Genomic DNA, 23,572 nt, shown 5'->3' with positions numbered 1-23,572 from the left:
GCGACTAAAAGTTGATAACGCCTTTAATAAGGCTTGAGTTGTTTACTACATCCTGTTGGTAAGAAAGGCCGACAGTGTCGAAATCATAATCACGGTTTTTCATGATGTTTTCGTCAATCTGGCCTTTGCTCATCAGCTCAATCACTCGCTCAAAGTCTTCGCGGGTTGCATTACGACTGCTTAACAAGGTGGTTTCTTTTTTGTGGAATGTTGGATCGTCGAGTACTAAATCACCGATATACAAACCAATAAATACGATTTTTCCGCCGTGGCGAATTAGCTCAACGCTGCGGCTCATAGAACCTTTATTGCCAGTAGCATCCATTAAGGTACAAGCTAATTTGCCACCAAATGCCGCTTTTAAATCCTCAACATAGTTCTCTGCTAGCGGGTTTAAGGTTTTAATGCCAAGCGCTTTTTCTACATGTGCGCGACGCTCGTCACTCACATCGGCTACAACTACTTCAGCGCCGTTCGCCTTAGCAATGGCTGCTGCCGCTAGGCCAATTGGGCCTGCGCCAACTTGCAGAACACGTTGTCCCGCTTTTACTTCAGCACGACGCACCGCATGGGCGCTAATCGCAAAACACTCGATCAGTGCGCCTTGGCTATCACTCACTTCTTCTGGCAATTTAACCAGGTTGCTTTCTAATACACTGAGGTACTCACTAAAGCCGCCATCTTGGTGAACCCCATATAAAGAGACATTTTCACAGCAGTTGGTTTTACCTTCTTCACAGGCGGCACACTCACCACATGGAATACAAGGGATCACAGAAAATCGCTCGCCCGCTTTAGCGCTAGAACAATCACTGCCAACCGCTTCAACAATGCCACTAATCTCATGGCCTAATACGCGAGGATAACTAAAAAATGGTTGACGGCCGGCAAAGGCGTGAATGTCGGTACCACAAATACCCACGGCTTTTACTTTTAACAGTACTTCGTTAGCGGCAACAGCCGGCTTTTCACGCTCAACGTACTCAATGGAGAACGGTTCGTTACAGATTAGTGTTTTCATGTTGTTTCCTAATTCACTGCAATTGAGTCGATAACCGACGCAATGCCATATTCTTCAATAGATACAAAGGCTGATTCGACTTGCTGACTAAACTTGGCGTTATCGCTTGCATGAGTACCAAAAATTTTGTTTATTGCGAGCAGGGCTTTAGCTTGGGCTAAAGGCTCGGCGTGGCTATCAACGATGTGCTTAAACTCGTCTGCCAATGGGTCGACAATTTGCTCGCCCTTTTTCACTGCACCAATAATTGAGTGCATCCAACCGGCAATTAAAATAGGTAAGCAAGTCACTTTTAAGCCTTGCTTTTGCAGCTGCAACAAAGGATCAACCGCGCGCTGAGGAAGCTTTTGCGAACCATCCATCGCGATTTGTGCAGTTTTGTGTTTTACATTTGCGTTGCTAAAACGTTCGATAAGCAAACCGGCGTACTGCTCCAAATCTACGTTCAAATTCGGGCTTAAAGATTTAGCTTGCTCTTGGGTCATAAGCTTTAAGGTGGCGGCTTTAAATGTTGGGTCTTGCATACATTGGTAAATGTACTCGTAACCCGCTAAGGCACCGTTATAAGCCAAAAACGAGTGGCTACCATTTAACATGCGTAACTTCATTTCTTCGTAAGGCAAAACGTCGTTTACAAACATTGCCCCGGCCAAATCCCAATCTGGGCGACCCGCGACAAAGTTGTCTTCAATTACCCATTGGCGGAAGTCTTCACATACCACACCGCAAGGGTCTGCATACCCCACTTCCACTTCAATGGCAGCAAATTCTTCAGCCGTCATCGCAGGACAAATACGATCTACCATGGTGCTTGGAAAGCTAATATTCTGCTCAATCCAGCTGGCCAATTGTTGGTCAAGTTTTGCGGCGTAAGCGAGTACGGCATTTTTGGTAAGGTGACCATTTTCTGGAATGTTGTCACAAGACAGAATGCTAATTGGCGCTAAACCTTTATCACGTCTCACTCGTAAAGCTTCAGTAATTAAGCCTAAAGCAGAAACGGGAGCCTGCGGATTCGCTAAGTCGTGTTGAATTAAGCTATTTGCTTCATCCAGCAAACCCGACTGTGGATCAACGCAATAGCCTTTCTCGGTGATAGTCAGCGAAACAATGCTTACTTGTGGCTCAGCAATTTTGGCAATTGCTGCAGCTATCCCCGACACCGGTGTATGAATAGCCTCGGTAACGGTTCTCACTAAACGCGAACATACCGTGTCTTTAGATTTTTCGATAACCGAAAATAAGCAGTCTTGAGCAACTAAGTTGGCCACTAAATCTTCACTGCCAAACATGTTTATTTCGCAAATGCCCCAAAGCTCACCAGACGCTTGGTTAGTTAAATCGTTATATACAGCTTGATGGCCGCGATGAAATGCACCAAAGCCAATGTGAACAATCTTCGTGTCTAATTGTTCCCTGTTATATGTCGTTACTGCTTTAAACCTATCTTGAAACTGGCTTAAATGATTACTTACTGCCATTTACCCACCCAACTGTTCAACCAATATGGCATTTATACCGACAAAATAGCCAGATAGCCGTGATTACAATCACAAAATGGTAAACCAATTACCCTTAAATGGCTAACTAAAATAAGTAAATAGTTTATCCAAAGTGAGTTTATTATAATTAACCTCTTAATCAAAAAGCAACAAAACCCAAAAAAAACAATAAGTTAATAAGAATAAAAGACGCTTAATGAAATAATTGTATTTAAATATCCGTAAAACTCATTTTGGTTGACCAAAATTAATTCATCCCATACCATCGGTTTCATTAAGGGATTAGCCCTTCTATTAAGCAATCAAATAGGACAGGTCATGTTTAGCGAAATATTAAGTTTTGGCGAGCCGATGTATGAATTTAGTCAGATTAAGCAGTCTCAAGCGATGCAGCCTGACTTTCTAAGTGGTTTTGGTGGGGATGTTTCTAACTTTGCGATTGCAGCAGCACGCCAAGGTGCCAATGTAGGCATGATTACCCACCTAGGCGCAGATGAATTTGGTGAGCAGTTTAAAACGCTTTGGCAGCGCGAGTCGGTCGCTTTAGATCTAGTAGAAAGCAACGCCTCGGCGCATACCGGTGTTTACTTTATTACTCATAATGAAGAAGGCCATCACTTTTCATTCTTAAGAAAGGGCTCTGCTGCCAGCCTAATAAGCAAGCATCAGTTACCCGTTGAAGCCATTGCTAACGCTAAGTTATTACATACCACTGCGATTACCCAAGCAATTAGCGATACCAGTTGCGACGCGGTATTTGCGGCAATAGAACTGGCCCGCAAAACAGACACTCTGGTCTCCTACGACACGAATCTTCGCCTTAAGTTATGGTCGCTCAATCGCGCTAAAGCCATTATTAATGAAACCATTTCACAGGTAGACATCTGTTTCCCTAGCATTGATGAAGCCCAGCTACTCACAGGCCTAACACATGCAGATGAGATCATTGACCACTACTTAACATTAGGGGCAAAAATTGTGGTACTAAAGCAGGGTTCTGAAGGGGCAACTGTGGCAGACCAACATGCTCGCTTTAGCATTAAACCGCACAAGGTCACTGCGGTAGACGCCACCGCAGCCGGCGACTCATTTGCGGGGTCATTCTGTACTCACTATGTTCGCGGAGCAGAAATTCAAGATTGCTTAAAATACGCCAATGCCACAGCGTCTATCACTATTACGGGTTATGGCGCGGTCGCTCCTCTTCCTACTTTGGCGCAAGTTGAACAGCGTTTGAACCTTAACTAAATTCACAATGACTAAACGGATGTACCCATGGAAAATTTAAATGCACTACTAGAAAAATTCAAAGTGATTCCAGTTATTGCCATCGATAAGGCCAGTGACATTGTTCCGCTAGGCGAGCAACTGGTAAATAATGGTTTGCCCGTTGCCGAAATCACTTTTCGCTCAGCAGCTGCCGAAGAAGCAATTCGTTTACTGCGAGCCGCCCAGCCAGAGATGTTGATTGGTGCTGGTACCATTTTAAACGAGCAACAAGTGGTAGCTGCTAAAGAAGCAGGCGCAAGCTTTATCGTGTCTCCGGGGTTAAACCCAAATACAGTAAAAGCCTGTCAAAAACACAACATTGCCATTGTACCGGGCGTGAATAATCCCTCGGGTGTCGAGCAAGCCTTAGAGTTAGGCCTGGATACCGTTAAGTTCTTCCCGGCTGAAGCGTCTGGCGGGATTGCTATGCTTAAATCACTGTTAGGTCCATACACCAACATTAAAGTGATGCCTACCGGTGGCATTAATCAAAACAACATTGAAAAATATTTAGCCCTACCAGGTGTATTAGCCTGTGGCGGTACTTGGATGGTGGATAAATCACTTATAAATAAAGGTGATTGGGATACCATTGGTAAACTGGTTAAAGAGATTGTGGCGCAACTAGCCGATTAAGAGAATACCCATGAATACAACAATTAAGTCTGTTAACACACGTTTGTTTAAGATCCCGCTTGCCGAGATCTTATCTGACGCTAAACACGGTGACCACGACCATTTCGAGCTAGTGACCACCACCATTACCTTAGAAGATGGCAGCCAAGGCACCGGTTATACTTATACTGGCGGTAAAGGTGGTTATGCCATTAAAGCCATGGTTGAACATGACCTAGGCCCTGCGCTTATCGGCAAAGACGCCAGCCAAATTGATGAAATTTATGATTTCATGGAGTGGCACATTCACTACGTAGGTCGTGGTGGTATTGCCTCATTTGCTATTTCATCGGTAGATATTGCTCTGTGGGATCTCAAAGGAAAACGCCTCAATCAACCTCTATGGAAAATGGCTGGCGGCGAAGGCTCTAGCTGTAAAGCGTACTGTGGGGGTATCGATTTACAGTTCAGTTTAGAGAAGTTACTCGGCAATATTCAGGGTTACTTAGATAAGGGCTACAACGCGGTAAAAATTAAAATTGGCCGCGAGAATGCCGAAGAAGATATTGCACGAATTAAAGCAGTACGCGAGCTGATTGGCAGTGATGTTACCTTTATGATCGACGCCAACTATTCGCTAACAGTTGAACAAGCGATTGCCTTATCTAAAGCGGTAGAGCAATACGATATTACCTGGTTCGAAGAACCCACCATTCCAGATGACTACCTCGGTTATGGCCGGATTGCCGACGCCACTAGTATTCCGCTGGCTATGGGTGAAAACTTACATACCATTCACGAATTCGAGTACGCCTTTGAGCGAGCTAAACTGTCATTTGCACAACCGGATGCGTCCAATTGTGGTGGTATTACCGGTTGGCTTAAAGCTGCTCGCTTAGCCAACCAGCATAACGTTCCAGCCTGCTCTCATGGCATGCAGGAGTTGCACGTTAGCTTGGTATCATCACAGCCCAACTCTGGCTGGTTAGAAGTGCATAGCTTCCCGATTGATGAATATACCAAGCGTCCATTAGTCGTAGATAATCACCGTGCTATTGCGCCAGATACACCGGGAGTTGGCGTAGAGTTTGATTGGGATAAGATTTCCACTTACGAAGTTTAACTCAGCCCGCTTCTATCGATAAAACACCGCTGTCCTCAGCGGTGTTTTTTTGATCTTTTCTCAAGCACCACTTTCTCATGTTTGCTAATTAGCAATAAATTCATTAATAAACCTCACAAACAACGACCAATTTCAAATAAAGATCAACCAATATCGATCTTGATCGCCAAATTGGTTATCCAAAGGTGTTTAAATAGCTGTCGAATATTACCCCCTGAGGATAAGAAATGGACATAAAAACATGGAATGCCTATAAATATGCGTTAATCGTTGCTATCGGCGGCTTTGTATTCGGCCTAGATGCAGCCATTATTTCTGGCACAGTGCGCTACATAGCCTCTGAGTTTTCACTTAGCGACATTCAAATTGGTACGGTTGTTGGCGCGCCAAGCCTTGGCGCTATTATCGCGTTGTTTTTTGCAGGTAAAGCAGCCGATGCCTTAGGCCGTAAGAAAACACTGATTATTGTGGCAGTGTTGTATTTATTCTCGGCACTGATGTCGGCAATGGCAACCAGCTTTATGATGCTGACCATCGCTCGCTTTATTGGCGGCCTTGCCTTTAGCTCGTTGTCACTCGCATCAATGTACATTGGTGAAATTGCCCCCGCTAAACAACGCGGCAAGCTTGTATCGGCCAACCAGTTCAATATTGTGATTGGCTTATTAGCCGCTTATTTTATTAATTACTACTTAGTGACTCATGTCAGTGAAAACTCACTGCTGTTTTCGCCTAGCACTATTTGGCGGACAATGTTGGCCTCGGAACTTATTCCCGCTTTAGCTTGGGTAATCCTGTTATTTAGAGTGCCTGAATCCCCACGCTGGCTGTCAATGAAAGGCCAACATGACCAAGCGCTAGCAGTATTAAACAAGATACTGCCGCAGCAACGAGCTATTGAAGTACAGGCAGAGATCCAACAGAACCTAAATGAGCATAAAGATACCGAAAGCGTTATCCAGCAACTTAAACTGTTGTTTTCATCACCCATGAAAACCGTTTTTGCGATTGGTTTTATTATGGCTGTGGTGCAGGGTATTACCGGCATGAATGCCATTCTTTTTTATGCGCCTACGGTATTTGAGCAAATTGGCTTTGGTCTCAATGCCTCATTTCAGCAAGCCATTTATATTGGTATAACCAGTGTTGTATTTACGGTACTAGCAATTTTCTTTATCGACAAAGTAGGTCGTAGACCGCTACTCATACTAGGTTTAGTGGCCGTGGTATTAAGCCATGCAGCCTGTTGGTACGGCTTTAGCAATGCCACTTATAGCGTTAACCAACAAACTATTGATAAGCTTGAAGAAGTGATTGATACCACCCCGCTCACCACACAAATAGGTAAGCAATTTGAAGACGACGTAAGCTTTAAAGAAATGCTCGCCAGCAACTACGACGCAAACACCTTAAGGTTAAACGAAGGGCACATTATTGAAGCAGCCATTAGCGTTAATCCAATGCTGATTTTGATTGGTATTTTGGCGTTTATCGCCGCCTTTCATATCTCAATTGGCCCTATTATGTGGGTATTGTTTTCGGAAATATTTCCCAACTCAGTACGTAGCGTAGCGATCCCAATGTTTGCTTTGGTGACCAGTATCGCGAGTTACCTCATTCAACAGTTTTTCCCTTGGCAACTAGCAACCTTTGGCGCGGCCAATACTTTCTTAATGTATTCAATGTTTGGCTTAATAGGTTTAGTACTATTGTGGCCCCTACTCCCAGAAACCAAAAACAAAACCATTGAAGAGATAGAAGGTACCTTGGTAGGCCAAAGCAAAAGGAATTCAGCCCCCAGTGAACAAGAAGAAGCCAGTTCTGGTATGCCTGCTGCCTAGCTAGAAGCAAGAAAAATCATAAAAAAAGCCGCTAACGATTAGCGGCTTTCTTCATCTAAACAGGGCTAGCTTAATGGCTTTCAGTAAAGTTACTGTCGAACTCCATTGCAAAGAAGTAATCGTCTAAATCCGTGTCGCTATTATCTGAGCTGGCAATTTTAAGTAGCTCTTGCTTACTGTTTTCTATGTGCTGCCATACCGCTTGTTTGGCATCTTCTGGGGAACGCTTTTGCAAGGCTAACAAAATACGTTTGTGGTCATTAATCCACATTGACTGTAAACGCTCTTCATGTAGAAACTGGTGATTTAGCTCATTCCACAAAGGGTTGGTAGTACGTACCGTACTCCACATGTCTACCGCTTGATTTATTAATACTCGATTCTGAGTGGACTCAGCAATCAAGCTATGGAACTGCTGATCAAGCTCTTCAAACCTTTCACTATCGCCGTTAATTTCGCTTTCTTGTAACTGCAATACACGTTTTAACTCACGCAGTTCATTAAACTTAATCTGGGTGGCAGCAAACCCTGCAATACTGCTCTCGATAATTTGTCGAGCCTGCAGTAGTTCAAACGGCCCCACATCACTTTTTGGTAAAATGGTGCGTTTGCTGACTTTTTCCGGTGAATCGATAAAGTAGATACCCGCGCCTTGGCGCACCACAACTAAACCTTTCAACTCAAGCATAATAACCGCTTCGCGAATGGTTGCCCGGCTCGTTTCAAAGCGCTCGCTTAGCTCTCGCTCCGATGGCAGTCGCTCGCCCGCTTTAAAAACTCCAGAAAACAACAGCTCTTCGATTTGAACGCCAATATCGTAATAGCGTCGCTTGGTATCCATCTTAGCCATAATGCAATTTAACCTTTGAAAAAAATTTAAACCACTTAGTTTTTGGTAAATCAATTCAACTAAGTTCTAGACCGAATCCGGAATAGTACCGCCTTTTAGCGCAAACTTGTAGTCAACCTTATCTACTCAGGTCTCATTTTGTCCGAAATTGTACTACTAATACAAAAATCTACATTAAACACATGATATTTCAAAAATACTTATCAAATCTCGGCAGGGCAAGTAGGCCATTGAAGCAAGATGTGACTCTCATCACTGAAAAGGTTAACCAGTTAAGCTTAAATACACAAATTGGTTTACCAGATTAATTCAACTAACAATCTAAAGGACGTTAGATGAACACAGTTTCACACAAAATATTTATTGATGGCGAATGGCGAGTATCCGCAACAGGCAACACCATCGAAGTTGTTAACCCTACTAATGAGCAAGTAGTGGGTTATGCGCCGCAAGCCAGCCGCGAAGAAGCAGCACAAGCTTTACGTTCATCTGAGTTAGCCCAAAAAGAATGGGCCAGCTTACCCGCTCAAGCAAGAGCAGACTTAGTTAGCGCGCTAGCTGATGCCCTAGAAGCCGAAGCAGAACGCTACGCTGTAATGTTAACTCAAGAGCAAGGTAAGTTACTTAGCGATGCTCGCGGTGAAGTGGCAGGTTCAGTAGGCTTTTTGCGCTACGCAGCAGAATCAGCAAGACGTATCGAAGGCGAAATAGTTACTAGCGAAAACCAAGATGAGCAAATTTGGATCCAGCGTGTTCCATTTGGCGTAACCGTGGGTTTATTAGCCTGGAACTACCCTCTCGCACTGGCTGCTCGTAAACTCGGCAACGCTTTAGTCACTGGCAATACCATGGTAGTGATGCCGCCAGCAGACACGCCATTAACTGTATTAGAATTTTCTAAGTTGATTGCACAAGTCGGCTTCCCTAAAGGGGTGGTAAACATTGTCTCAGGCTTAGGCGGCGAAGTGGGTGACGAATTGGTTCGTAACCCTATCACCAAGCTTGTGACCTTAACCGGTAGCTCTGAAGTGGGCTCTATTTTGTACCGCTCTGCATCAGAGAACATCACCGCATTGAATTTAGAGCTAGGCGGCAAAGCTCCTTTCATTGTGTTGGACGACGCCAACGTAGATGAAGTGGTTGAGATTGCAGTTAACTCTGGCTTTGGCAACTGCGGCCAAATTTGTACCTCTAATGAGCGTATGTACATCCATCAGAGCATTTACGCTGAGTTCATGGATAAATTCATTGCCAAAGTTAAACAACTTAAGGTTGGCGATCCCATGCTTGAAGGCACTAATGTAGGGCCAAAAGTTAATGCTCGCGAAGTAGAAAAGCTCGTTGAAATGATCGCAAAAGCGAAGGCCGACGGCGCAACAATCGCCTGTGGTGGCAGCAAGCCTGCTGGCCAAGAGTTTACTAAAGGCTATTGGTTTGAACCTACCGTGGTGACCAATGTTACCAATGACATGGACATTATGAAGCAAGAGGTGTTTGGCCCAATAGTCGCAGCCATGCCTATCGATAGCCTTGAACAAGCGTTGCAATACGCTAACGATATTGATTTGGGTTTGTCTGGGTATGTATATACCAATGACATGCGAAAAATCATGCAAGTAGTAAATCAGTTAGAAGTGGGCGAAATATACGTAAACCGCCCGAACGGAGAACTACTAAACGGCTTCCACACTGGCTTTAAACGCAGTGGTATTGGCGGCGAAGACGGCAAGTACGGATTGGAGGGTTACCTGCAAAAGAAAACCATTTACTTGAACTACCAGTAAGAATTTCTATTCCTTTTTGACAATTGTTAGCACTTTGCCTTGGTAGTAATACCAAGGCCTTTTTGCTTTTAGCCCTCATGTTTAATGCCTACTCCCATCAACAAAATCTTGTTTAGCTCACACTCACAACAAAAGGTTAACAAAAGAACGAAATTGATCGACCAAATCACAAAAATAGGTTAATAAGCATGCGATATTTGCTTGCACTTTAACCAGGGAGATAAACAATGAAAGGATTCACCAAACATTCAATCTTAATGGCGTGCAGTATTGGCTTAGCAATAAATGCAACAGCTGCTGATTGGGATAACATCCCCATTCCTGTCGAACTAGACGCAGGACAATCTTGGGAGTTACAACAAAACTATTCTGACTCTTTTAACTACTCAGGCAAAACCAGCACGTTTACCGGTAAATGGAAAGACAGTTACTTTCATAGCTGGACAGGCCCCGGCCTTACTCACTGGTCGAGCGATGAATCGTGGGTTGGTGACGGCAACCTCATCATTAGCGCTTCGCGTCGCCAGGGCACCAATAAAGTAAATGCAGGGGTCATCACCTCTAAAACCAAAGTAAAATACCCCATCTTTTTAGAAGCCAGTATCAAGGTGAGTAACTTAGAGCTTTCTTCCAACTTTTGGTTGTTAAGCGAAAACGACCAGCGTGAAATAGATGTATTAGAGGTATACGGTGGCGCTCGCCAAGATTGGTATGCCAAGAACATGTCGACCAACTTTCATGTTTTCTTCCGTAATAACGACAACTCGATAAAAAACGATTACAACGACCAGACGCACTTCACGCCCACTTGGGGAAACTATTGGCGTGACGGTTTCCACCGCTTTGGTGTGTATTGGAAGAGTCCAACAGACGTTACTTTTTACATCGATGGTCAAAAAACCACAAAAGGCGCTTGGAGCCAAGTGGTAATGAAAGACAAAGATTACACCGGTGCCATTCTTGATAAGAGCCGCTACAACATGGATCAAGAAGCCTTCATTATTATTGATACTGAAGACCACTCTTGGCGCTCTGAAGCAGGCCACATCGCCACTGATGCAGATTTAGCCGATAGTGATAAAAACAAGATGTATGTAGATTGGATCCGCGTATACAAACCAACGGGTGGTTCAACTACACCACCTACTGGCGATATTACGCCACCGAGTGGTTACACCAATTTACAACTGGCACACAGCAATCGTTGTGTTGATGTAATCAATGGCGCCTTATGGAATGGCAGTACTTACCAGCAGTATTCGTGTAACACGGGCAACAACAATCAACGGTTCAAGTTTACTAAAATAGCCAACAATCAATACAGCATTAATGCCAAGGTAAGTCAGCTTTGTATGGAGCTTGCGTCTGGCAGCTCGGCAAATGGCGCTAAGGTGCATCAATGGGTATGTAATCACGCCAACTCTAATCAAATATGGAGCCTAGAAGACAAGGGCAGTAATACGTTTGAAATTAGAAATAAACAAAGCGGAAAATGCTTAGAGGTAGCCAATAGTTCAAACGCAAATGGTGGACAGATTAGGCAATGGGCCTGCACTGGCGCGACTAACCAGCGCTTCAAGTTCTTGTAAGTACACTATTGCAAAATATTCACTACAAGCCACTCAACGTCATAAACAGGAGCGTTTGCCTCCTGTTTATGACGTTTGCTCAGCGCGTTAAGACCACATAACAATGTAACGCTCTTAGCAGCCAAACAGTCAGCTTTATCCCCTTAAACCAAAAACCTAAACAACAGGAAGTAGTAAGATGTTATTTGGAAACGTAAACAAACTCTCTTTAGTGAGTTATGTAAACCCGTCTTTTCCTAAGTGGATTGATGAGGCAATGGCCATTGCTCAGCAACAACCCGATGGTAAATATACCTTATCGGATGAATCAGTTTTTGTATTACTGATGTCCCCTGAAACTGAACCCTTTGAAAAACGTAAAGCCGAGATCCACAAGCAGTATCTTGATATTCAAGTGGTTCTAGAAGGTGAGGAAAACATTGGCTATACCCACGAACTTGCCGAAGACGCTCTGCGCTTAACCGAGTTAGAAAATGATGTCGCTTTTTTTGAGCGAGCCAGTAACGAGCAATTGGTACATCTCGCAAAAGGTGATTTTGCCGTATTTTTCCCAAATGAAGTTCATCGCCCACTTTGCGCGGTATCAGCGCCGATGAAAGTACGAAAAGCCGTGATCAAAATTCCATTAACTGCACTGTAATACCTTGTATCTAGAGTCCCTCTTTAGCACCTAGTTCTAAATCTACTTGGAGCATGTGAAGATGCTTAGCTTAAACAAGCTAAGCGCTCTTTCGACTTATCTCGCATCCGCTTCTCTCAAAACACCACTGAAATAACTAACCCAAGATTAGCCTACAACGCGCGCCTTATTAAAGCCCATCAGTAGCGAAAACAACTCAAGCGACTCGGTGTGAAAAACCAAGTCGTGCCTTGGTTCACATATTAATAAGATTGGTTATCCAATTTTTACAATTTGGTTGACACAAAAGCCGTAAAAGCAATTAATAGACTCAGATAATTTTAATTCGCTTTAACGGCAGCACCTCAGCCTTAACAGTGACTAGCCTTACGCTTATTATTGTTTAATCTTGTGGTTTAGTGACCACCTTAGGCCGAGCAGTAGCTTGCTTATATTACGAGGACAAGTAATGAATACACGCTTATCGGCTGAGGATGCTCGCGTTATCTCTGAGCACGAAACATCGATTTTGATTTATGATTTTGCCGATCAAATCCCTTCAGCATTTAGCTTCAGTAACGTAGACGCCGAGCTTGTTGGCAGCGGTCAAGGCGTTACCGCTGGCCAGCAAGCACTAAAAGTTAGTACACGCAGTAAAGAGAACTTCTACACCTCTATTTTTATTGAACCAGAACAGCCATTTGATTGGAGCCAATTGCCCCACTTTTGTTTTGCATTTGACGCCACAAACCTAGGCAAACGCTCTACGCAAATATTCATCAACATCTTTGATAAACAGGGGCAAATGCATAGTCGCAGTATTAACGTGCAAGGCAACTCATGTAAAACCTACCTTAATGAATTAGAAGGCGAATACCTTAAAGGTGGCCTTAATTATCAATCGGGTTTTCGCTCTAACCCTGCCTCTTGGGATACGCCATTTCACTACGCCACCTGGATGTGGGGAGAAATGAATATAGACCTCAGTGCAGTGGCTAAAATTGAATTAAGTATTCATGGCACTTTAATCGATCACCAACTGGTATTAGACAACTTTAGAGTAATTCTCACCCCCGATAGCAATCCCGACTTTCTTAAAGGCTGCTTAGATAAGTTTGGTCAAAATGCTGCAGTGGACACCGCAGAGAAAATTCATTCTGAAGAACAGTTACTCTCAGTCACTGCCGCCGAACTTAAAAGCTTAGAACAAGGCGCCATGCCGCAACGCTCTCGCTTTGGCGGTTTTACCGGCGGCCCGCAATTGGACGCTAGCGGTTACTTCCGCGCTGAAAAAATTGAGGGTAAATGGTCTTTGGTTGACCCGGATGGCTACCCTTACTTTGCCACCGGCTTAGATATTATTCGCCTAGCTAACTCATTTACCATCACCGGCGTAGATTACGACCACTCTACCGTTGCTGCACGCAACAACGATGATGTGACACCTGAAGACTCAAAAGAAAAATTGGAAATTAGCCAGCAAGCTTTTGATTCTGCCTATGTCGCGAACCAAACCCGTAGAGACTTTTTTGAGTGGCTGCCAGATTACGATGACCCATTGGCGGAACATTACAGCTACATGCGTGAGCTGTTTGAAGGACCAGTAGATCGCGGTGAGATCTTTAGTTTTTACTCGGCAAACTTACAGCGTAAATACGGGCAAGATGGCCAAGACTACATGGCAAAATGGCGCGAAGTAACCATGGATCGCATGCTCAACTGGGGCTTCTCTTGCTTGGGTAATTGGACAGCACCAGAGTTTTACGATAATAAAAAAATCCCTTATTTTGCCAATGGCTGGATCATTGGTGAGTTTAAAACCGTCACCAGTGGGGATGACTTTTGGGCGCCTTTACCAGACCCATTCGACCCAGTGTTTAGAGAGCGCGCCGAAGCCACCGTTAGCCAAGTTAACGCCGAGATAAAAGGTTCACCTTGGTGTGTAGGTATCTTCATCGACAATGAAAAGAGCTGGGGCCGCATGGACACGGTGAAAAGCCATTATGGCATCGCCACCCATACCTTGGGTCGCAGCGACCAAGACAGCCCAACTAAAGCGGTGTTCACTCAAGCCTTAAAAGACAAATACAGCAGCATAGATAAGCTCAACCAAGCTTGGCAAAGCGATATTAGCTCTTGGGAAGATGTGGCTGCAGGTCTCACCGACCTTGGCCATAACGAGGCTCAGCTTAACGACTACTCGATGTTATTAGAACTCTACGCCAGTGAGTACTTCAAGGTGGTGAATGAGTCGTTAAAAGCACAACTCCCAAATCACTTATACCTAGGCGCTCGCTTTGCCGACTGGGGGTGCAACCCTGAGGTAGTAAGAGCCGCAGCCAAACACGTAGACGTTGTCAGTTACAACTACTACAAAGAAGGTTTGCACCCTGAACCTTGGAAGTTCTTAGCCGAAGTAGATATGCCAAGCATTATTGGTGAGTTCCATATTGGCGTTAAAGAAGGCTTCTACCATGCTGGCCTAGTTACCGCGAACGATCAATCCGAGCGCGGGGAGATGTTTGAAGATTACCTTAATTCGGTGATTGATAACCCTTACTTTGTGGGCGCACATTGGTTCCAGTACATTGACTCCCCTATCACCGGTCGCTCGTTTGACGGCGAGAACTACAACGTAGGTTTTGTTGGCATTACTGATGTCCCCTACCAACCAATGGTAGATGCCGCTAAACGGGTAAATGGCAATATGTATCAACGCCGCTTTGGCAAAACCAAAGACTGAGACCTGATTTAGGCAACAACAAAGAGGAGCTTGCTCCTCTTTTTTTTAGCTCGTTATATTTACTAGGGATACTGTACTGAGAGAGCTTTAAGGCGGAATTAGCAGCAATAAAAAAGCCCGGCACAAGGCCGAGCTTTTATCTGCTGAATGTTTGCGGCAAGAGGCTTAATTTATTGCACCAGCACCTGGCATCGCCTTACACACGTAAATGCTCTCTTTTAAACCGGTCACGGTTTGGTATTGCTGCTCGACTGCTTGGCATACCTTATCGACCAATTGAGGCGGCATAAGCGCCACAATACAACCACCAAAGCCACCGCCAGTCATGCGTACGCCACCTTGGTGGCCTAGCACCTGTTTCACGATATCTACAATGCAGTTCACTTCCGGTACGGTGATTTCAAAATCATCACGCATTGAGGCATGAGATTGCTCCATCAGTACACTCAAGGTCGCCATGTCGTTGGCTTTTAGGGCCTCGGCTGCTGCTAAGGTGCGGGCATTTTCAGTTATCACGTGGCGGGCGCGTTTGGCCACCAATGGGTCTAGGCTGTGTTGCTTTTCCGCAAACAGGGCTTCACTCACATCACGCAGTGAGCTCACTCCTAAGCCTTTCGCGGCGGCTTCACATTGCTCGCGGCGGGTATTGTATTCACTGTCCACTAAACCGCGTTTTTTGTTGGAGTTGATTATCACCACCGCCATGTCTTCTGGCATGGCCACTGCTTGCGTCTCTAGCGAGCGGCAATCAATCAGTAGGGCATGATTGGCTTTACCTTCGGCGGAGATAAGCTGGTCCATAATACCGCAGTTACACCCTACAAAGTTGTTTTCCGCCGCTTGGCCAATCAGCGCCAATTTCTGTTGCGAGACGGCTAGGTTAAACAGGGTTTTAAAGGTTTGACCAATTACCACTTCAAGGGCAGCCGATGAGCTTAAACCAGCGCCTTGTGGCACGTTACCACTCACCGCTAAATCGGCGCCGCCAAGGGTGAAGCCTTCTTTTTGCAGGCAATCAATGACGCCGCGAATGTAGTTTACCCACATGCAGCTTTCATCAAACTGTAGCGGCTGGCTAATATCAAACTCGTTCACTTGGTTATCGTAATCTACCGATACCACACGCACGATGTTATCGCTGCGCGGTGAAGCCGCTACCACGGCTTGGTAGTCAATGGCACAAGGCAGCACAAAGCCGTCGTTGTAATCGGTATGTTCACCAATTAAGTTTACCCGCCCTGGGGCTTGAACCAGCCTTGCAGGGGCTGAGCCCGTCATATTGATAAAGGCATTGCTGACCGTATCGATGAGGTGTTGTTGACGTTGGGTCATGCGCAGCTCCTTAGTCCTGTTGTTCTTTGTAATGCACGTCGCTAAGGTCGCGCAGTTTGCTGGCCGCTTGCTCGGCGGTTAAATCTCGTTGGCTTTCCGCTAACATCTCGTAGCCCACCATAAACTTACGTACGCTGGCTGAGCGCAATAGCGGTGGGTAGAACAAGGCATGTAATTGCCAGTGTTCGGTCGTGGTATCGCCTTCTTTAAAAAACGGCGCATAGTGCCAGCCCATGGAATACGGGAATGAGCATTGAAATAAGTTGTCGTAACGGCTGGTGAGTTTTTTCATCGCCAGTGCTAAATCATCACGCTGAGCATCACTGAGCTCACTCATCCGGCGAAGATGGGTTTTAGGCATGAGCATTGTTTCAAAAGGCCAAGCAGCCCAATACGGCACGACCGCTATCCAATGTTCAGTTTCCACCACGGTACGGCTGCCATCGGCTTGCTCTCGAGCAGCGTAATCCACCAGCAAGTTGCTGCCGTGCTGGGCGGTATAATCGCGCAAGTGTTGGTCTTTACGCTCAATCTCGTTAGGTAGAAAGCTGTTGGCCCAGATTTGGCCATGTGGATGAGGCTGCGAGCAGCCCATGGTTTCGCCCTTGTTCTCAAAGGCTTGTACCCACAGGTAGTCTTTACCTAATTCTTCAATTTGTTCATTCCAGGTATCAATCACGCCACGAATTGCCGTGGTGGATAACTCCGGCAGAGTTTTACTGTGGTCTGGCGAGAAACAAATCACCCGGCTTAAACCACGGGCTTCCATGCTGGTAAACAAGGGGTCGGTGGCAGCGGGTACGCTGGGTGAATCGGTCATCAGTGCAGCAAAATCGTTACCAAAGACATAAGTGCCCGTGTAATCCGGGTTTTTATCACCCGATACACGGGTATTGCCAGCACACAAAAAACAGCCAGCATCGTAGCTCGGCAACGTCGCCGTAGACGGTGCTTCATCTTGGCCGCTCCAGGGGCGTTTAGCACGGTGCGGCGACACCAATATCCACTGTCCCGTTAAGGGGTTATAACGGCGATGCGGATGCTCGGTAGGGTCAAAGTCTGTGTTTAACATGGGGTCTAACTCCGTTCAAAGCGCCCTTTTGAGGCGCTCATTATTTCTAAAATTCTAGTTGTCGTAACCGTTAGGGTTATTGGATTGCCAATGCCACGTATCTTCCGTCATATCTTCAACACTGCGGCTAGCCTTCCAGCCCAGCAGTTGCTCGGCTTTGTCGGTAGCAGCCCAACATTCGGCAATATCACCGTTACGGCGCGGGCAAATTTCATAGGCAATATCTTTACCGCAAGCGTTGCCAAAGGCCTTAAGCATTTCCAGAACAGAACTGCCTTTACCGGTGCCTAAGTTAAAGATGTGCAAGCCTGCTTGCTCGCCCACTTTGGTTAACGCGGCTACATGGCCATCGGCTAAGTCCATTACGTGGATATAGTCGCGAACACCAGTGCCATCAGGTGTTGGGTAATCATCACCAAATACTGATAGGCTTTCGCGACGCCCTACTGCCACTTGGGCAATAAACGGCATAAGGTTGTTAGGAATACCTTGCGGATCTTCACCCATAGTGCCGCTTGGATGGGCACCTACTGGGTTAAAGTAACGTAGCAAAGTAACGCTTAAGTCAGGTGCGGCTAATTGAATATCACGGTAGCACTCTTCCACCATGTATTTGCTGCGCCCGTAAGGATTGGTTACATCACCGGTAGGTGTGTTTTCATTAATGGGCATTTCGCTGGGTTCGCCATAAACGGTAGCTGATGAGCTAAATACAATGCTTTTCACGCCCGCTTTTCGCATTACGTCGATCAGCACTAAAGAACCATTTACGTTGTTATCATAATACTCAAACGGCTTTTGCACCGACTCGCCCACGGCTTTTAGGCCAGCAAAGTGAATCACCGAGTCAATCTTGTGCTCGCTAAATATCTTTTCTAGCACGCTGCGGTCTCGCACATCACCTTTATAAAAAACCGGTTGTTGTTGAGTTAAGCTTTCAATACGCGCCAGCACTTCACTTTTACTGTTGCATAAATTATCCAGAATGATCGGAGTTAAACCGGCGTTAATCATTTGCACGCAAGTGTGGCTGCCAATGTATCCCATGCCACCAGTTACTAAGATCTTATTCATTTGCTCTCCTTATTGATTGAGCGCCTTACCCATACTTTATGGCCGCGTTATACGACCGTTCAGAACCAACTAACAGTATTTAATCACAAAAAGGGAAAACGTTTCCACAACTATTCATTGAAAAGTCAACGAATCCCACCATAAACTTGATCTTCTGCACAAATACACCCCACCACCAAGGGAAAACGTTTACCCAAAAGATCACAATATTAAACAAAAACGGTAAGAAAACCGTGTTAGTGCTGCTCTTTGGTGAATCAGAATGATTATCCAACACCCACAATTAACCGTTTATCTGAGTTAATCCCCCTTTATCGCATTTACCCTAAGCTTTGCCAGCAGCGCTTTATGCTAAGGCTAAAAGGAATTGACCTAGGACGCATTTTGCTTGGTATTCGAATATGTAGTTACTGCTTTGCTGCTTTGATAAGCCTTAGTGCCCATGCAACTTGGCAGCAACAATGGCAATTAGAATTAGACAGCGGCTACGCTCAAGCATCGGCTAGCCCGGTATTTGCCAGCCAAGACCAATGGTTTGCCGATGCCGCCTTACGCTGGTATCCACAATACCATAATCTGCAAGGGCAGCTGGTCGCGCTGAGTCAGAGCAAACAAAAACAAGACAATCAACATGACTTGATTCTTGCTGAGTTATTTTGGAAAACAGAACTGGCCGAACGTGACTTACTCGTTGGCAAGCAAAGGATCGACCTAGGGGTGAGTTATGGATTCCGCCCACTAGACATGTTTTTACCCTACCGGCGCAACCCTGTCGCGATTCAAGTAGAAGAAGGCGTAGGCGTGTTTAGCCTAAGCCAATTTAGTAGCAATGGTGAATACGCGCTGTTTTACACTGATTCTTATTTGGCGACAGATTCAGAAGGTTTACAACAACGTGGAGCAGGCTTGCGCTGGTATCAACTTAGCAATAATAGTGAATGGCAAACCCTTGCTTACTACGATAATCAACGGGCACTAAACTTAGGCGGCAGTTGGGTAAGTACCTTTGGTGATGCCTGGGAAGTGCACGCCGAGAGCCGTTACCAGCAACATTACCGGCGCATGGTAAGCCACTTAACACAAACCAACATTGGCCAAGTTGCTCCCATCTCTGAGCAAGAGTTTGATGATGGCATACAAGCGCTGCTGGGGATGACATGGGCAAACTTAGCCGGTGACAACCTAATAGTGGAATATTGGTTTGATAACCGCGCATTAAGCCAGCAGCAGTGGCAAAAGGTAGCCGATGTTAGCCGCTATTTAGCCCAACAGGATGGTGGTTTGAATCAACTACGCTATTCGCAGGGCGCTGTGTTTAACGGACAGAATATAATGCAACACAATGTGATGCTGCATTGGCATCGCGATATAGACGATTGGCAACCAGCCTTTGACTTAATGCTAGCGCCTGAAGATGGCGGCGTGATCGCCACAGCAAGGCTGGACTATGAATTTGTCCAAGGATGGACGCTTGGTGCAAGGCTGCGTTATCTTGGAGGTGCTGACAACGCCGTTTACCAATTATTACCAGAAAGTAGAGTTGGCTTAATAAAACTTGAGGGACGCTTTTGAAATCGAATTGCTATAAATCACTAGGGCGTTCGCTAGCCATATGTGCATTGTTTTCTATTCCCATAGCATACCTAACCAATGCGATTTGGGGCGGCCCATACTGGATGCACTTTATTATTGCTTTAGTATTTGGCTGCGTGGGCACCGTGGCTACCATGCTCATCGACTGGCTTTTCCCTAAACTAGATACCTTTTGGAGTTTTGTACTCAGCGCCCCTATCACCTTAAGCTTAGGCAGCGCCCACACTTGGTATTGGATCAGCCCTTATTACGACAATTTTAATTGGCCATTAATGTTAAAAGTTGTCTTGATTGGCCTGCTATTTTGCGCGGCAATTTACTACTACTTTTTTAGCCGAGAACAAAACCTTGAAATGTCCTCTGCCCTACAAACTGCCGAGTTAGAAAAGCTTAAAGCAGAGCAAGCACTTACCTACAGCCAGCTTCAGTTATTGCAAAGCCAAATAGAACCGCATTTCTTATTTAATACCTTAGCCAACTTAAAAGCCCTCATCGCAGTAGAACCCAAACAAGCTGAGGTGCTTTTAGATAAGTTTACCGAGCTACTCAGAGTCACCCTTAAAAAGAGCCGCCAAGAAAGCATTCGCTTAGAAGATGAAGTAGCAGGAATTAGCGCTTATTTGGCGATTCAGCAAATTCGCTTAGGCGAGCGCCTGCAGTTTAATATTGAATTAGACAGCCCTAATCTCACGCAACAACAAATCCCCCCCATGTTGTTACAACCACTGGTAGAAAATGCAGTGTTTCATGGTATTGAACCCAAACCTGAGGGCGGCGATGTGAGTGTTCACATCGCGATGCAAGACCAGCGCTGGAAGATAGCAATTAGTGATACTGGCATCGGTTTTCAGCCATCACCGAAACAAGGTAATGGTATGGCATTGGCCAATATTCAACAGCGCTTAGCCAGCCTTTACCCTAATCAGGCAAGTTTGAGCATAAGCCCACAAGCAAGCGGTGGCACCTTGGCTACCTTGGAGTTTCCATGCGAGCAATAATTGTTGATGACGAACCGCTATTGCGCTTTCACTTAGACAAAATGTTAGCTGAATGCTGGCCAGAACTAGACATAGTAGATAAAGCCGGCGATGGACCAAGTGCACTTACCGCCGTAGAACAGCTCGGCGCCGACATTGTATTTTTAGACATTCGCATGCCCGGCATGACAGGCATAGAAGTCGCCCAAAAGCTTAATCAACTTGAGCAACCACCGCACATTGTATTTACCACCGCTTTTGATGAATACGCCGTACAAGCCTTTGAGCAGCAAGCCATTGATTACTTGCTAAAACCGCTTGATGAACAGCGTTTATTACAAACCTGCCAACGGATTCAGCAGCGCCAAGCTAGCCCGCAAGCCAAACCAGACTATGACTTACAAGCCCTAGTGACGGCACTGGACGACAAGCCGCAACATCTGCAGTGGATTAAAGCCAGTAAAGGTGACTCGGTAGAGTTAGTGGCCATAGACAGTATATTGGCTTTTGTTGCCGAAGATAAATACACCACGGTGCGCAGTATGCAAGGTGAGTATGTTATTCGCACACCGCTAAAAGAGTTGCTGGGACAAATTCAGCCAGGGCATTTTTGGCAAATTCATCGCTCCACCTTAGTCAAAGTGAATAGCATTAAGCGCGTTAACAAGAACATGTTAGGCAAGCTAACAGTAGAGTTAGTGGATGGCAGCCAATACCCCGTTAGCCGCAGCGCTAATCATTTGTTTAAAGCGATGTAAGCGCTGACTCATTATCGCCTCTAATACAAAAAAGCCCAGCTAATTAGCTGGGCAAATAACACAACGAACTAGGAATTAACCTGCTTCAACCTCTGGTTGCAGCTGCTTGCGTTTCATATGTCTAAAGAAGATCCCCACTAACATAATCAAGCCACAGAAACCGTAGGTTTGCATAATCGTTGGATCGTCTGACATTAGGCCCACGTCAGAGAACATAATGAAGGCACCTAGCACCATATAAAGCACCACGGCTGAGGCTTCAAAACGGAATTCCCACGGCGTAACGTCCATGCTTTCATTAATTGGCATCACATAGGCCTGCTCACGCGGTTTAATGGCGCCAATCACAAACATTAAGATGGTACACACCACAAACAAAATCGCTAATTGGTGTAAGAAGTGTAGCGGCGTTTCAAATACCAACTGCATCGCTGCGTAAGAAGATACAAACACAACTAACGACACTTTAGCGGCAATAGCGGGTACCCGTTTTGAAATGTAACCTACAAATACAATGGTGAAAATTGGCACACTAAAGAAGCCGGCAACCATTTGTAAGTATTGGAATAGACCTTCTGGCGCAAACATAATAAACGGGGCAATACATACTGCAATAATGGCAATCAATACCCCAAAGATTCGGCCTTTAGCTACCAGTTCTTGGTCTGATTTACCCTCGCCAAATAATGGCTTGTAAACGTTAAGCGCGAACAAGGTTGTTGAGCTGTTCAGTACGCCGTTAAAGGTACTAAGAATGGCACCAAACATTACCGCGACAAAAAAGCCCACTAATGGTTTTGGCAGTACTTCATTCACTAATCGGGTGTACATAGTGTCTGGGTTGCCTGCGTCGGCGCCAAACATATGAAATGCAATAATGCCTGGAATAATCAAAAATAGTGGCGAGATAACCTTAATGGCACCGGCTAAAATCACCCCTTTCTGGCCTTCTTTAAGGTTTTTAGCACCTAAAGCGCGCTGGATAATCGATTGATCGGTTCCCCAATAATATAAGTTTACTAAAAGCAAACCGGTAAACAGCGTTGAGAACGGCAGTGGGTCACTGGATGTGCCTACCGATTGTAACTTCTCTGGCGCAACAGTAATGATTTGGTGTAAACCGTCACCAAAGCTGCCGCCACCTAGCACCATTAAACCAAACACTGGGATCATTAAACCACCAATGATCAAACCAACACCATTGATCGTATCGGCTATCACCACTGCTTTTAGACCTCCATAAATGGCGTAGAAAAAGCCGAGAATACCAATAGTGGCAGAGATAATTGCAATCGCAGCAAACTCTGAAACACCCAGTAAGGTTTGAATATCGAAGATCTCGCCCAGTACCACTGCACCTGCGTACAAAGTGGTAGGCAGAATGTTAATCACGTATTGGCACAAGAATAGCAAGGTAACGAACTTCTTCACCGATAAGTCGTAACGGCTTTCCAAGAAGTCTGGAATGGTAGTAATACCTTGCTTTAAATAACGCGGCACTAATAACAGCGCAATAATGACTAAGGTAACGCCCGACGCCACTTCCCAGCCCATTACACTCATATTGTGAGTGTAAGCTTGGGCACTCATGCCCACAAAACTGGTGGCACTAAGGTTGGTTAAAATCAGCGAGCTAGCAATTAAGCCGCCAGTTAAACTGCGGCCACCGAGAAAGTAGCCATCTTGTGAATCGTGCTTGTTTTTCTTCACTTTGTTGTAGGTAAACACCCCAACAAAGCCAGTAAACAGCAAGAACGATAAGAACACTGTTATAGACATAGTTAATCCTTCATAAAGTTGGCGAGTGGCG

Annotated in this window: 18 protein-coding genes; 11 read left to right on the top strand and 7 right to left on the bottom strand. The window is 45.3% G+C overall.

The window, feature by feature from the left end:
* Positions 1–4 precede the first annotated feature (4 nt).
* A complete protein-coding gene (locus ACLD71_RS09960) occupies positions 5–1,021 on the bottom strand; it encodes a zinc-binding alcohol dehydrogenase family protein (RefSeq protein WP_137672292.1) in 1,017 nt (338 codons plus the stop codon).
* Positions 1,022–1,029: 8 nt separating this feature from the next.
* A complete protein-coding gene (locus ACLD71_RS09955; protein ID WP_411994496.1) occupies positions 1,030–2,502 on the bottom strand; it encodes a mannitol dehydrogenase family protein in 1,473 nt (490 codons plus the stop codon).
* 339 nt (positions 2,503–2,841) lie between these two features.
* On the opposite strand from ACLD71_RS09955, the gene ACLD71_RS09950 reads away from it, so the two are divergent.
* The 4 genes from ACLD71_RS09950 (at position 2,842) to ACLD71_RS09935 (ending at position 7,371) form a co-directional block, all read left to right on the top strand.
* Positions 2,842–3,771, top strand: a complete 930-nt coding sequence (locus tag ACLD71_RS09950; RefSeq protein WP_137672294.1) for a sugar kinase — start codon at positions 2,842–2,844, stop codon at positions 3,769–3,771.
* 27 nt (positions 3,772–3,798) lie between these two features.
* Complete coding sequence (locus tag ACLD71_RS09945) at positions 3,799–4,428, top strand: bifunctional 4-hydroxy-2-oxoglutarate aldolase/2-dehydro-3-deoxy-phosphogluconate aldolase (RefSeq protein ID WP_137672295.1); 630 nt, start codon at positions 3,799–3,801, stop codon at positions 4,426–4,428.
* Positions 4,429–4,438: 10 nt separating this feature from the next.
* Complete coding sequence (locus tag ACLD71_RS09940) at positions 4,439–5,530, top strand: 3,6-anhydro-alpha-L-galactonate cycloisomerase (RefSeq protein WP_137672296.1); 1,092 nt, start codon at positions 4,439–4,441, stop codon at positions 5,528–5,530.
* Between the two features lie 227 nt (positions 5,531–5,757).
* Positions 5,758–7,371, top strand: coding sequence for an MFS transporter (locus tag ACLD71_RS09935; protein ID WP_411994494.1), 1,614 nt, complete (start codon positions 5,758–5,760; stop codon positions 7,369–7,371).
* A gap of 70 nt (positions 7,372–7,441) precedes the next feature.
* On the opposite strand, the gene ACLD71_RS09930 is transcribed toward ACLD71_RS09935, so the two are convergent.
* A complete protein-coding gene (locus ACLD71_RS09930; RefSeq protein WP_137672298.1) occupies positions 7,442–8,221 on the bottom strand; it encodes an FCD domain-containing protein in 780 nt (259 codons plus the stop codon).
* A gap of 335 nt (positions 8,222–8,556) precedes the next feature.
* Here ACLD71_RS09930 and ACLD71_RS09925 point away from each other — a divergent pair, with 335 nt between their 5' ends.
* The 4 genes from ACLD71_RS09925 to ACLD71_RS09910 all read left to right on the top strand — a co-directional run bounded on the left by ACLD71_RS09925 (position 8,557) and on the right by ACLD71_RS09910 (position 14,956).
* Positions 8,557–10,005, top strand: coding sequence for an aldehyde dehydrogenase family protein (locus ACLD71_RS09925; RefSeq protein WP_411994491.1), 1,449 nt, complete (start codon positions 8,557–8,559; stop codon positions 10,003–10,005).
* Positions 10,006–10,232: 227 nt separating this feature from the next.
* Positions 10,233–11,594, top strand: coding sequence for an RICIN domain-containing protein (locus ACLD71_RS09920; RefSeq protein WP_411994489.1), 1,362 nt, complete (start codon positions 10,233–10,235; stop codon positions 11,592–11,594).
* 178 nt (positions 11,595–11,772) lie between these two features.
* Positions 11,773–12,234 carry a YhcH/YjgK/YiaL family protein gene (locus tag ACLD71_RS09915; RefSeq protein WP_303509151.1) on the top strand — a complete coding sequence of 154 codons (462 nt, stop codon included), beginning with the start codon at positions 11,773–11,775 and terminating at the stop codon, positions 12,232–12,234.
* A 448-nt stretch (positions 12,235–12,682) separates the two neighbouring features.
* Positions 12,683–14,956 (top strand): beta-galactosidase, encoded by a 2,274-nt coding sequence (locus tag ACLD71_RS09910; protein ID WP_411994488.1) that lies wholly within the window; start codon positions 12,683–12,685, stop codon positions 14,954–14,956.
* 165 nt (positions 14,957–15,121) lie between these two features.
* Here ACLD71_RS09910 and galK read toward each other — a convergent pair whose 3' ends face one another.
* From galK to galE, 3 genes are read right to left on the bottom strand one after another with little or no spacing between them, the layout of a single operon-like run.
* Positions 15,122–16,288: a galactokinase gene (gene galK / locus ACLD71_RS09905; RefSeq protein WP_411994486.1), complete on the bottom strand. Its 1,167-nt coding sequence runs from the start codon at positions 16,286–16,288 to the stop codon at positions 15,122–15,124.
* Positions 16,289–16,298: 10 nt separating this feature from the next.
* On the bottom strand, positions 16,299–17,360 hold the full coding sequence (locus tag ACLD71_RS09900) for a UDP-glucose--hexose-1-phosphate uridylyltransferase (protein ID WP_411994484.1): 1,062 nt from the start codon (positions 17,358–17,360) through the stop codon (positions 16,299–16,301).
* Positions 17,361–17,414: 54 nt separating this feature from the next.
* Positions 17,415–18,434: a UDP-glucose 4-epimerase GalE gene (gene galE / locus ACLD71_RS09895; protein ID WP_411994482.1), complete on the bottom strand. Its 1,020-nt coding sequence runs from the start codon at positions 18,432–18,434 to the stop codon at positions 17,415–17,417.
* Between the two features lie 252 nt (positions 18,435–18,686).
* Here galE and ACLD71_RS09890 point away from each other — a divergent pair, with 252 nt between their 5' ends.
* From ACLD71_RS09890 to ACLD71_RS09880, 3 genes are read left to right on the top strand one after another with little or no spacing between them, the layout of a single operon-like run.
* On the top strand, positions 18,687–20,006 hold the full coding sequence (locus tag ACLD71_RS09890; RefSeq protein ID WP_411994480.1) for a hypothetical protein: 1,320 nt from the start codon (positions 18,687–18,689) through the stop codon (positions 20,004–20,006).
* Positions 20,003–21,025 carry a sensor histidine kinase gene (locus tag ACLD71_RS09885; RefSeq protein ID WP_303554370.1) on the top strand — a complete coding sequence of 341 codons (1,023 nt, stop codon included), beginning with the start codon at positions 20,003–20,005 and terminating at the stop codon, positions 21,023–21,025. The genes ACLD71_RS09890 and ACLD71_RS09885 overlap by 4 nt, the downstream gene beginning before the upstream one ends.
* A complete protein-coding gene (locus ACLD71_RS09880) occupies positions 21,013–21,762 on the top strand; it encodes a LytR/AlgR family response regulator transcription factor (RefSeq protein ID WP_411994478.1) in 750 nt (249 codons plus the stop codon). Before ACLD71_RS09885 ends, ACLD71_RS09880 begins: the two co-directional genes overlap by 13 nt.
* Before the next feature lie 75 nt (positions 21,763–21,837).
* Here the strand turns inward: ACLD71_RS09880 and ACLD71_RS09875 are convergent, their stop codons facing one another.
* Positions 21,838–23,541: a solute:sodium symporter family transporter gene (locus tag ACLD71_RS09875; RefSeq protein WP_137672309.1), complete on the bottom strand. Its 1,704-nt coding sequence runs from the start codon at positions 23,539–23,541 to the stop codon at positions 21,838–21,840.
* Positions 23,542–23,572 lie beyond the last annotated feature (31 nt).

Source organism: Agarivorans sp. DSG3-1 (assembly GCF_046774965.1).
GTDB lineage: Bacteria > Pseudomonadota > Gammaproteobacteria > Enterobacterales > Celerinatantimonadaceae > Agarivorans.
Note: the sequence above shows the minus strand (reverse complement) of the source record. Positions and strands in the feature narration are given on the sequence as shown.